8 protein-coding genes are annotated in these 12,309 nt (G+C 46.5%); 5 read left to right on the top strand and 3 right to left on the bottom strand.

From position 1 onward, the window contains the following. Positions 1–56 precede the first annotated feature (56 nt). A complete protein-coding gene (locus ACP2WE_RS02830; RefSeq protein WP_425214074.1) occupies positions 57–4,193 on the top strand; it encodes a PAS domain S-box protein in 4,137 nt (1,378 codons plus the stop codon). 24 nt (positions 4,194–4,217) lie between these two features. Here the strand turns inward: ACP2WE_RS02830 and ACP2WE_RS02835 are convergent, their stop codons facing one another. Continuing rightward, positions 4,218–4,442: a hypothetical protein gene (locus ACP2WE_RS02835; protein WP_425214075.1), complete on the bottom strand. Its 225-nt coding sequence runs from the start codon at positions 4,440–4,442 to the stop codon at positions 4,218–4,220. 310 nt (positions 4,443–4,752) lie between these two features. Here ACP2WE_RS02835 and ACP2WE_RS02840 point away from each other — a divergent pair, with 310 nt between their 5' ends. From ACP2WE_RS02840 to ACP2WE_RS02850, 3 genes are all read left to right on the top strand, one after another. After that, positions 4,753–5,664: an aldose epimerase family protein gene (locus tag ACP2WE_RS02840; protein ID WP_425214076.1), complete on the top strand. Its 912-nt coding sequence runs from the start codon at positions 4,753–4,755 to the stop codon at positions 5,662–5,664. 36 nt (positions 5,665–5,700) lie between these two features. After that, a complete protein-coding gene (locus ACP2WE_RS02845; protein ID WP_425214077.1) occupies positions 5,701–6,750 on the top strand; it encodes a DMT family transporter in 1,050 nt (349 codons plus the stop codon). Positions 6,751–6,875: 125 nt separating this feature from the next. After that, complete coding sequence (locus ACP2WE_RS02850) at positions 6,876–8,075, top strand: NAD(P)/FAD-dependent oxidoreductase (RefSeq protein ID WP_425214078.1); 1,200 nt, start codon at positions 6,876–6,878, stop codon at positions 8,073–8,075. A gap of 32 nt (positions 8,076–8,107) precedes the next feature. Here the strand turns inward: ACP2WE_RS02850 and ACP2WE_RS02855 are convergent, their stop codons facing one another. Continuing rightward, positions 8,108–8,974: a VanW family protein gene (locus tag ACP2WE_RS02855; RefSeq protein ID WP_425214079.1), complete on the bottom strand. Its 867-nt coding sequence runs from the start codon at positions 8,972–8,974 to the stop codon at positions 8,108–8,110. Between the two features lie 380 nt (positions 8,975–9,354). On the opposite strand from ACP2WE_RS02855, the gene ACP2WE_RS02860 reads away from it, so the two are divergent. Then, the gene (locus ACP2WE_RS02860; protein ID WP_425214080.1) at positions 9,355–10,503 is read left to right on the top strand and encodes a YHYH protein; all 1,149 of its coding nucleotides are present in this window, start codon (positions 9,355–9,357) and stop codon (positions 10,501–10,503) included. A 286-nt stretch (positions 10,504–10,789) separates the two neighbouring features. Here ACP2WE_RS02860 and ACP2WE_RS02865 read toward each other — a convergent pair whose 3' ends face one another. Then, positions 10,790–12,199, bottom strand: a complete 1,410-nt coding sequence (locus ACP2WE_RS02865; protein WP_425214081.1) for an S-layer homology domain-containing protein — start codon at positions 12,197–12,199, stop codon at positions 10,790–10,792. Between the last annotated feature and the right edge of the window lie 110 nt (positions 12,200–12,309).

The following is a 12,309-nucleotide window of genomic DNA, read 5'->3' on the forward strand; positions in this document are numbered from 1 at the left end:
ATTTTTTTATAAAAAAAAGATATTTTTATTCAGCGGGTAATGTATAACTTATTTACATGTCTTTGCATAACTCAACCAAGCGCCTTTCTTTAGATTGCATCCCGCTCCGATGGGTGCTCGTGGTTCCGTTTGTGTTGCAAATTGTAGGGGCAGTGGGTCTGGTGGGCTATCTTTCCTATCGTAGCGGACAGGTAGCGGTAGAAAACATGGCAAAACCTTTGATGGCAGAGGTGGGCGATCGCATCGACCAAAATCTAGATCGTTACCTACAAACCCCTACAGAAATTACCAAGAATAATGCCGCAGCCATTAAGCTGGGTATTCTCAACTGGCGGGATCTGCCAACAGTCGAGCGCTATTTTTGGCAGCAGGCACAAATTTTTAATGAAGTGACCACCGTGGCGATCGCCACCGAGCAAAAAGAGATTTTGATCGTCGGCAAGCAGGATGATGGCTCCCATGCGATTCGATTGCGGGATCGATCCACCAATTACAACTGGGACAATTACCTCGCGGATAGTCAAGGGAATCGGATCCGCTTACTGAGACGGTCAACCACCTACGATCCTCATAACGATCCCCCTGGTAACCCTTGGTATCAGGAAGCCAAAACGGCTCAGCGATCGATTTGGCGGTTAGTGGTGTCAAGGGTTGAGGAAAATAAGCCCAACCTTCATGTTGTGAATTTTTTACCCTTCTACGATCGCGACAACACTTTTCAGGGGGTTTTAGCTTCTTCCGTATCTTTGGTTGGGTTGGGTGATTATCTTAAGGGCTTAAAGATTGGGAAAACTGGGCAAGCTTTTGTAGTTGAGAAAAATGGATTATTCATTGGGACTTCAACGGGGGAAACGCCATTCCAACAAGGGTCATTGCTCCCGCCAGTGGCAAGTAACGATCGACAAAACCTCGATCCAGCCAAACGTAGGCTAGGTGCTGTCAACAGTAGTAATCTAATTACCCAAAAAGCAACGCAATATCTCATCGATCGCTTTGGTAACCTCGATCGCATTCAAGATCGACAGCAAGTCAACTTTGAAGTCGATGGTCGGCGCTACTTTGTGCAGGTAGTTCCATTCCAGAGCAAACAAGATTTAAAGTGGCTGACGATCGTCGCGATCCCAGAGTCTGACTTTACGACAGAAATTCAGACGAATAACAATTGGACAATTCTGTTATGCGGAATCACGCTTTTGGTTGCCACAGGGATTGGTTTGCTAACCGCCCGTTGGATTACGAAGCCAATTTTGCAATTGAGCCGAGCTAGTAAAGCGATCTCCGAGGGTTTGTGGCAAGTGTCTTTACCTGAAGATTCCAAAATTGCCGAACTGAAGGTTTTGTCAGAATCATTTAACTTGATGTCCGCTCAGTTGCACCAATCTTTGGATCTAGTAGAGTTTGCTCTTAAAGAGTCGCAAGAAAAGTATCAAACGCTATTTCAGATTTTGCCCATCGGGATTTCGATTACGGATATCGAAGGGCATATGATTGAAGGAAATCCTGCCGCAGAGAACATACTGGGAGTCACTTCCAAAGACCGCGCAAACCTCAACGATGGTCTGGGTTATGAAATTTTTCGTCCTGATGGTTCCCCGATGCCAGAGGAGGAATATCCCTGCGTTCGAGCTTTGCGAGATAACTGTTTTGTTCATCATGTCGAAATGAATATTGTGCGTGCCGATGGCAGTACCCGATCGCTGAGTGTCAGTGCCGCTCCTATTCCTTTAGAAAAATATGGTGCAGCGATCGCCTATATAGATATTACCGAGCGCAAGCAAGCAGAGCAGGAACTCCTTCACAGTCGAGATTTGCGAGAAGCAGTTTTTAACGAATCTGCGGATGCTATCTTTTTAGTCGATCACCAAACCCTGCTCACCGTCGATTGCAATCGGCGGGCAGTGGAACTTTTTGGTGCAGTTGATAAAACTGAGTTGATTGGCATTAGGGGGAGAATACTGCATCGCCATCAATTTTCTGCCGATGAATCGAAGGGTATTCTTGCAGAAATACAAGCACGCGGGGTTTGGAGTCGGGAAATAGAATATGTAACGCTTCAAGGTAGTATCTTTTGGGGGAATATTGCCCTAAAACTGATTACGCTTGCTGGTCGCACGATGCAATTGGTGCGAATAACCGATATCAGCGATCGCAAGCAGATGGAGGAGACTCTGCAAGAGAGTGAAACCCGCATTCGCAATATTCTGTTGGCTATCCCCGATATCATCAATCTGATCGATGCCAAAGGTATCTACCTTGAGTCAATTAGCTCTAGCACTCTCGCAGACATAATCCCCAAAAATATCGATCCTATCGGTAAACCTCTTGCAGAGTTAGTGCCTCCTGAGATTGCCTCATCTCAGCTTCAAGCAATTCAGGCAGCATTATCGACGCGCGTGCAGCAAATCCAAGAGCAGCAGATATTCGTAGGCGATCGCATCCAATATGAGGAAGTCCGAGTCGTTCCAATTCGTGACGATGCTGCCTTAGTTATGATTCGCGATATCAGCGATCGCAAGCAAATAGAGATTGCCTTAGCACAAGCTAAAGAAGAGGCTGAGACTGCAACAAGAGCAAAGAGCGAGTTTCTCGCGAATATGAGTCATGAAATTCGTACTCCCATGAATGGCGTGCTCGGCATGGCACAATTGCTCTCTGCTACCAGCCTCACAGACGAACAAAAAGATTTTGTCAAAACCATTCAAGACAGTGGTGATGCCCTTCTCATTCTGATCAATGACATTCTAGATTTCTCTAAAATCGAATCAGGTAAGTTAGAACTCGTCGAAGAAACCATTGTTCTCGAAGATATCCTCACATCTGCGTGCAATCTTTTGAAGAGCCAAGCACAAGACAAAGAGATCGCTCTGAACTATTCCACCGATCCCAATCTACCCGTGGCGATCGCAGGAGATGGTTCTCGCCTGCGTCAAATCCTCTTAAACCTAGTGGGCAATGCGATTAAATTTACCCAGCAGGGTAGTGTTTCTATCTCAGTTAGCAGCCGATCGCTTCTCGACGATCGGAATCAATGCGAACTGATGTTTTTGGTTAGAGATAGTGGTATTGGTATTGAACGCGATCGCATCGATAAACTATTTCAACCATTTACTCAAGCCGATGCTTCCATTAGCCGTAAATATGGCGGTACGGGTTTAGGGTTGGCGATTAGTAGAAGTTTGGTCGAGCTGATGGGAGGCACAATTTGGGTAGAGAGCCTTGGTTCTGTGGGTGGCAACCCTCCATTAAATTGGCATTCAGATCGCATGAACAGTCCAGTAAATGAGCAAGGCTCCGTATTCTATTTTACGATGGTAGCAGCTGTCATCTCAGAGATCGAGCAGATCCCAAAAACCAGCAATAGTCTTACGCCGATCGACCCCACCATGGCAGAGAGATTGCCCTTACAGATTTTGCTTGTAGAAGATAGCCCGATCAATCAAAAGTTAGCCGCCTACATGTTCAAAAAACTAGGCTATCGTCTCGATCTTGCCCATAATGGCTTTGAATGTATCCAAATGCTAAAGGCACAAAGTTATGAAGTGATTTTGATGGATATGCAAATGCCCGTAATGGATGGTTTAACGGCAACTGAGGTCATACGCGACCAACTCAAGCATCCCAGTCAACCTTGGATTATTGCCATGACTGCAAATGCAATGCCTGAAGATCGGCAAAAATGTATGGACGCAGGTATGAATGACTATATCAGCAAGCCCATTCGGGTTGAAGAAATTATTCGTGCCCTGACACTGTCTTTTCAAAATATTAAAGCGCAAAACCTACAGATAGAAAAAGGGCTATCCGATCTCAGTCAACCTCTTGAGGTTACTGAGAAGGCGATCGATATGTCCTATTTTCGCACCTTATATGTCATTGACAAAGAAGAGAATCTCTCAATTGATGAGCTTCATGAGATCTTTGGTCTGATCGTTAATGATGCAAATACTTCATTCCAAGCACTTCAATTGGCAATGTCTCAGCATAATGTCGCTCAAATTGCCTTTCATGCCCATTCTCTCAAAAGCCTTAGTGCCATGTTTCGCGCGATCGCTTTGATCGAACTCTGTATCGAATTAGAGAAGACTGCAAAATCAGGGGAGATCTTGTATAAAGTGGAGTGGTGGCAAAACTTTGTCTTAGAGTACGAGCGATTTGTTTGGGCGCTCAAACAAGAATATCAGCCACATGAGTAGTTGTGGATTTTTACAGTATTCGTTTTATAGAGATTCAAAATCCGTGGTAAATCCTGCAAATTTGGCACAATCTTCTTGAAAAGATTCAGACTCGCTGAGGTCTTCAATTTTATATGAGATGATGCGAGTGTCATCTGGCATTTTTTTGGAACCAATTAACTCGGCTTGATAGGAATCTGCCAAATTTGTAAAATCTGCTCCAGACTGTTTCCAGGCTTCTCCAGAACAGGTTATATTGACTCGCCACATAGTTGACTCGCTCGGTATGATAATGGCGATATCATCCCACAAGTTGGTCAGAGATGCTCAAATCGTCAAGCGATCGCTTTTTCTAGCGAATAGAAGCGAAGCCTCGCTGACTTACTTCAGAATCTGGCGAAAATTTTTCAGGTAAGCGATCGCACTGGTAAAATTATGCATTCAGCTAAAAACTATAGCAAAATCAGGTGAGATATTGTTTACAGTGAAGTGGCGACAAAATTTTATCATTGCGTACAAACGATTTACTCAAGCAATCGAATAAGAATATCAGCGACATCAGTAATTTCAAAATATGTTTATGTCTGACCCACAACCGTTAGAAGGAAATGCTTCCGTTGCGATCGCGCAGAGACAATTCAAAACCTACATTCTGCAAGACCCTAACCATCTGGCTCGGCTAGAGGTCGTACCAGAGCGCGGCGGTATTATTACCAGTTGGTGTGTCGGCGATCGCGAGTTGCTCTATTTGGATGCGGAACGATTTGCAAATCCGTCGCTGAGCATTCGCGGGGGCATTCCGATTCTATTTCCCATTTGCGGCAACATGCCTGATGATGCCTATACCCACAGCGATCGCTTCTATACCCTAAAGCAACATGGCTTTGCTCGGGATTTGGCTTGGCAAGTCGATGAGAAATCTTTGAATACTTCTGAAGATTCTACAAGCATTACCTTGACCTTAACCAGTAACGCTCAAACCCTTGTGGGCTATCCCTTTGATTTCGATCTCGCTTTCACCTATAGGCTTCAGTCAAATACGCTTACGATTCACCAACGCTATACCAATCGTTCTGCCGAACCGATGCCCTTTTCATCGGGCTTACATCCTTACTTTCTCACCACCGATAAAAGTAAACTGAGTTTCCATTTGCCCGCAACGCAATATTGGGATCATGTCTCCCATTCCACGCAAACCTATGCAGGCGGTTTTGACTTTTCGCAAGACCAAATCGACCTGGGCTTTCGTCCCCTATCGGGTAGCTCGGCTCAAATTTTTGACACTGGCAATCAATCCTTAACGCTCAACTACGACCAGCACTACACCACACTGGTGTTTTGGGCAATTAAGGGTAAAGATTATGTGTGCCTAGAGCCTTGGACTGCCCCTCGTAATGCTATGAATACAGGGGAGGATTTGATTTATCTCGCACCCAATACGAGCTTAGAAATGCAAGTGCAATTTGCGGCTTCGCTAACGTTGGAAGCCTGAATCCTCAATGCTTAGAAACGGACATTTTGGAAATACATGCCTAGCTTACCTAACAAAATCTCAGATTTAGCCGATCGCTTTCCAGGAAGGGCTTATCTCATTCTCGCAATTTTGATTTTTTCGGCTTCAGGTTCAATCGTCCATCGGCTCTCTGACATTGGTATGCACAACCTCGTGCATGGACGCAATCCGATCTCGTTTTGTAATGTTTTGTTTGTGGGAAATCTCTGTGCGTTGCTGGTGATGCTGACAATCTATTATCGAGAACTGAATCCCTCTAACTTTGCCAAGCTATCGAGACAGGATTGGAGCGCCATGACAGTGATTGCGATTTTGGATAGCGTCCTCGTACCTGCGTTATTCTTTACCGCACTTTCAAATACGCTCGTGAATAATGTCGTGCTGATTGGACGCATCGAACCACCGCTCAGTTTGGCGTTAGCGATCTGGATCTTACGAGAACGGGTAAATGGTTGGGTGATTGCGGGGGCGATCGCTTCGTTTGTTGGAGTCGTCTTGACGATTGTGTTGCAGCAGGTAGGCAGTAGCGCCGTCAGTATGGGCGGCTTTCAAATCGGTAAAGGAGAACTACAAGCGATCGGTGGTGCTACCTGTTTGGCGATCGCCATCCTTTTGAGTAAAATCACGCTCAAACAAATTCCTGTGGGGATTTTCACGATTTATAAAACAGCATTAGGTACGATCGTTTTCTTTGTAATTGCGACAATCTTGTTTGGATTTGAACATTTTGCCGAGGCGCTGTCTCCCTTGCTCTGGCAGTGGATGTTTTTTTACGGGGCTGTCATTGTGGTGGGCGGACAGATCTGTTGGTTGTCTGGACTCAAAAAAACCACAGCGGCGGAGGTTTCCCTTGCCAGTTCTTTTAGTCCGATTATTGGGATTTTGGCTGCCTATGCGATCGTGGGAGAAATTCCTAGTATGGCGCAATACATTGGGGCAGGCGCGATCGTATTTGGCATTGGTTTAACGCAAATTGGTACGGCTCAGCAACAGCCTCGATCGCTTCCTCAGGCTCAACCCCTCTCTGCTCAGGAGCTACAGGATGTCTGCTTTAAAGGTGTATAGCCCTACCCTGTAGGGCGATCGATGTGAGGATTGCGATCTACACAACCTCTGTCAACGCGAAAAGTTACCTGACCGTTAGAATAGGCATAGTAAGATCCATGCAATAAAAGGTTAGCGCTTTTCCCATGTCACGAATTTGTATCCTTGGCGGCGGTTTTGGTGGTCTCTATACTGCCCTCAATTTAGTGCGCTTGCCTTGGGCTGAAACCCCAGAAATTGTTTTGATCGACAAGAGCGATCGCTTCATGTTTACCCCCATGCTATACGAGTTGATTACAGGGGAGTTACAAGCATGGGAAATTGCGCCACCCTTTGCCGATTTACTCGAAGGGAAGGGAATTCAATTTATTCAAGCCACGGTGACAGATATCGATCTCAGCGACCGCCACGTTCGCATCGATGGCTCAGGTCAGTTTGCTGACATTCGCTACGATCGCTTACTCTTAGCGATCGGGGGCGAAACACCGATTGATTTCGTTCCAGGAGCGTCAGAATATGCAATTCCCTTTCGTACTCTTGCAGATGCCAATCGGTTAATCCATCGGCTAGAGGAATTAGAAAAGTCCGACCGAGACAAGATTCGCGTCTGTATTGCAGGGGCGGGTAGTAGCGGCGTGGAACTTGCCTGTAAAATTGCCGATCGCCTCAAAGAAAGAGGGCGCGTTCGCCTCGTCGAGCGCAATGACAGAATTTTATCAGGTTCGCCAGAGTCCAATCGCGTCGCTGCCGAGCAGGCGCTATCAAAGCGGGGCGTTTGGAAAGATCTCTCTACCAGTGTCTCAGAGGTAGGCGAAACGGAAATCACCTTAGATTATCAAGCAGGCAGCGATACCCTCCCCGTTGATATTGTGATGTGGACAGTGGGGACGCGGTTCTCTAAACTCATTCAAAAGCTGCCCCTCGATCGTCGTTTGCCGATGGGTCAGATTACCGTCGAACCAACCCTGCAGGTCAAGACGCACCCCGAACTCTTTGCGATCGGCGATCTAGCCAGTTGTTTAGATACCGATGGAACTCCCCTACCAGGCACTGCACAGGTCGCCTATCAACAAGCGCACTACTGCGCCCTGAATATTTGGGCGAGTATAACCAATCATCCCCTGCTTCCTTTTCAATATATTCCACTGGGTGAGTTTATTAGTCTGGGCGTGAATGATGCCTCAATGTCGATGTTTGGCAAAATTGCCATGGATGGAATGCCTGCCTATGTCGCCCGTCGTTTAGCTTACTTGTTGAGAATGCCCACCTTAGAACACCAGCTTAAAGTCAGCTCTAACTGGCTCATCCGCCCAATTTTGTCAGCTTGGGAACGCGTACAAAAATGATTCTATACTTTAATCATTAACCCCAACTCACGTTAACGCAGCAAATCTTGCCGATCTAAAGCAGAAGTTGAGCTTTGTTTTGCAGCACTCAGGAGTGGCGCATACATCATGAGCGCATAATTTTCTGTAACCAATTCTTCGCTCAAGAGTTGATTGGTATTGAGGTCGCGTCGTTCGCGCATAAGCTGATTTTGCCGCATATACCGCCCAGCGATCGGGCCAGTTATAAGATGATTCTTTTCCAGAATTTCGTATTTGCAGAGACTTTCTGTGTTAGAGCGAATCTCGCCGCATAAATGCTCGTCTGTTAGCCACAGACAAAGCTGATACGGATGCGTTGTTTTATTCTCAATTTGCAAATCGATATAGTTATAGGACACAGTTGCTCCACTACCGAATGGAAGCGTCCGATTTAGGTCGGGGAAAACATCATAGCTGTGTCTCCAACGCTCTTTAATCGTAAGAGGAGAATGCAATGTCATCCAATAAATCAGGTTTGATAGCTGGCATAAACCTCCACCATAACCAGTGCTCACTTTGCCATTCTCTAGGGTCATCCCTAACTTAAATCCTCTATTTTGGGTGGGATTTCCGACCAAATACCAAAAAGAAAAGACTTCTCCGGGCTGAATCACTAAACCATCAATCTGCGCGATCGCTAGTCTTAAATTTGTCACTTTATTGTATTGAAGCCACATGTCTACATCTTTTAACTGACGCATGAGAATGGACTTGTGGGTAAAAACTCCAACGGGTAGCGGCTCGGGAGCGATCTGAGTGGCAAATTTTGTCTTAGAAAAAGCCCACTCAAATCGACGTTTGAGAATATAGAAATATCGCCCTAAGGATAATCTCAACCGACTGCGAGGGATAGGCTGTTGAATGTTTTGGGTTTGCATAGTGGGACTCTAAAACCTTAGTATTCTAACGATCGGGAATTTTAGGAACCTAGCGACCCTGAATTAAGCGGCAGCAGCTCGTCGCATCTAAGCTAACTTATATTGTTATACGAAACTGTGCTGAAGTATTAGACGCGATCGCGTAAATTATGTTTCACCCAGCCTACAGTGGAAGACAATAAATGTGACGTTCCAAATCCTTTTCTGAATCAGCTAGAAGTTTAATCATTCTTCTCGTTCGCCTTTTCTCTAGCTAGCAAGCGATCGCGTAAACCTTGCGATTTAATGTAGTGAAAAATTGCGAAGCGGACAAACTTCGGCTATGGTAAAACTTGAGGATCTGGTATCGATCGCATTTCCATATAGGAGCACGCAAACAGATGAAAAAGCATTTTTTTGGACTTGCGATCGCGGTCATCTTGCTTATTCTTGCGTTTCACAAACTAGGCGCAGCCAGCTCCGTCACGCTCCATGCCAATCCTACGCCTCAACCCGCTTTAGTTGCCCAAAGCGATCGCGTCGATCTCACCCACTTACCCCTAGGCGATGGCAAATTATCCCGTAGTCCAAAGGTAGGATGGATTTGGCCCTGCCGTATCGAAGCCGTCGCTGGGGGTGCATTTCGCGATGGAACTTGGATTAAGAAGGATGGCACTTACGATTTAACATCTAAAGCCGTTGTCGATGGTGCAGTGACTTGGCCCTCGCGTTTTAAGATGACGGTTCAAGGTGACAAACGCGTATTTGCGACCAACGATTTGCCAAACCATCCCACGGGAACCTATCCCATCAGTCGCAACGATGACGCCTATCAATTCGATCGCAACCCTAATAGCATTGCAGCCCAGAATATGCGCGTGGATTTGCCTGTCAATCCCCAATTAGCAGCCCAGCCATCCTGTACACCAGGAGCGGTTGGTATTCTATTGACAGGTTCGGTTCTCTTCAATGCACTGGACGCACCGGGTCGAGACGCGGTTGCCCATGAGACCCAAGATTCCTGTCAAGGGCATCCTCAAGTTTCAGGAGTTTATCATTACCATAGTCTCACCACTTGCTTCCCAGATGCAACCCTAAACAACGGTCATTCCACCCTAGTCGGTTATAGCCTAGATGGATTTGGAATTTACGGTCGGCGCGGACAAAATGGCAAAATGCTCATGAGTGCCGATCTAGATGAATGCCATGGTCATACCCACGCGATCGATTGGGATGGCAAGCAGGTATCGATGTACCACTATCATGCTACTTGGGACTTTCCCTATACGGTGGGTTGTATGCGCGGCAAGTACAACATGAGAGATGTGATGACGATCAGTGGGCCGCCCCCAGGGGGCATGATGGGACGTCCGCCCAATGGTAGACCACCGATGCATCATCCAGATTTACAGGTAGCCGCGCAAAAACTCGGCATCAGCGCCCAGACCCTCCGCGAAGCGTTGGGTTCTCCTCCTCCCGATTTAGCTGCATCAGCCAGACGACTCGGCATTAGCGAACAGGCTCTGCGCGATGCTCTGGGTGTACCGTAATGCTTCCCTCCTCAACTGCTAATCTTTGGAAGTATATACAGCTGTTTTCGAGCAAGGCGCTGGTTCTGTCTGATAGGATTATTCGGCTAAAGTCCTTGTCAAGCAAGGGTTTTATACCAACTTTACTTGAATTTGCAACAGATCGAGGTTTGAGTTCCGCGCTCCGCGCGGTCTTTCCAAAAGTATTTTGGAAAATGGTATTAGTCATTTTAAAGCCAGATCATCGAAATCCACAGACCAAAAGGGTTTCAGAGCTTTTTTCCATAGTGCGAAACCAGTGCCAATTTTAACGGGGTGTAGAACTAGGTGAAGGAGTAATAGAAGGGTTAGGAGAAGTTATTGTAGAAGTATTATTGGACGAGGTATTCGATGGATTGGCGGTAGCTTTCTCCACTTCTAAAATATTTTGAATCGATAGCCCATCGGTTTGCGTACCAAAATACCAGAGTGCCGCTGCTGCTTCGGCCCTCGTTACGGGCTTTTGTGGCTGAAACAATGTCGTAAAACCAAAACTGCGACGGATATTTGACAGATCGCCTGCTTGAGCATCTGCAAAAATCGCTCTAAGCGCTGTTGGAGCAATCCGATCGCTGTCTTGAAAACCCCAAGCTTGGCTCACAGACTCGACGGTGGCATTGGGTAAGGGACGGCGCAGATCCAAGGGCACTTTCCATTGCAAAAGTTCCTCACGACTAATCTGTCCATCTGGACGGAAGAGATTAGCAGTTTTATTGGTTGTATCAGAATTAGGACGAATCAGTCCTGCATTTGCTAGACCTTGAATAATGCCAAAATCGGGATCGTTACGCGGAACATCTGTAAATGCGGGGGCATCCGTTGCAGGCTGCGCCAATCGAATCTGACGGCTAGGACGATTTTGATAGATGCGATTATTGGTCAGTGCTAACCAACGAGCATATTCCCGACGAGAGATCGTACGATTTGGCTCGAAGTTGTTTTGCGATTTGGGCGCAATTACCCCCAACTGGCTAATGTCTTTAACAAAGGGGCGTAAAGAAGCAGGCGCAGACTCTAGATCGCTAGGTAAGAATGCAGTGAGAACCTGATTTGTCCCCTGTAGATTGGCTTGTGAATTCGGCTGCCCATTGAGACTGGGGAAAGAACGGGCAAACCCAAATAGGCGAATCGAAAAATTCGGGAGATCGGTTCTATTCCTTGAGAAGTTATTAGAGAGATTGTCGAGATTGATAGAGAGATTATTGGGGTTATTACTAGGAACTGGCTGGGGTAGGCGAACGTATTGCAGTAAGAGACTTGTCCCCTCGGGTATCGGTTGTACAGCCACAGTCACAAGTAGATCGTTGCGCTCGGCTAAGAACGTGCCTCGATCTGGGGTTTGACTGACTAAATCGCTCGATCGCAAGACTTGCCAACCATTTAGACTCAGTGCCTCGCGATAAAACTGGGTAACTTGCGTTGCTTGTTCGCGAATTAGCCAACGAGAAGTCACATTCAGCGAGTCTGTCTGAGGCGATCGCTGCAAATCTTGCAAGCTTGCCTGCCGAAAGATCGGAATATCCGCAGGAAAGTCCGTCGGTAGCACCACATTCTCGATTGGGGCATTTTTAGGCGCGATCGCACTTTCGGCAATTTCTCCAACACCTGTGCCTTGGCAAGCTGCTAATGAAGTCAGCAACAGTACATATAAAGGGAAATGCGCAGGCTTCAACCACATAACATCTACTCAAGAAATCCATACCCTTCAGTATAGACGCTTTCACTTTGGCTGACTGCGCTTGCCGTTATCTAGATAATTTACCAAGTGCGTCAATTGTAGTGGATATT

The organism is Tumidithrix helvetica PCC 7403 (genome assembly GCF_965232925.1).
In the GTDB taxonomy this organism is placed as follows: Bacteria; Cyanobacteriota; Cyanobacteriia; order Pseudanabaenales; family Pseudanabaenaceae; genus Tumidithrix; species Tumidithrix helvetica.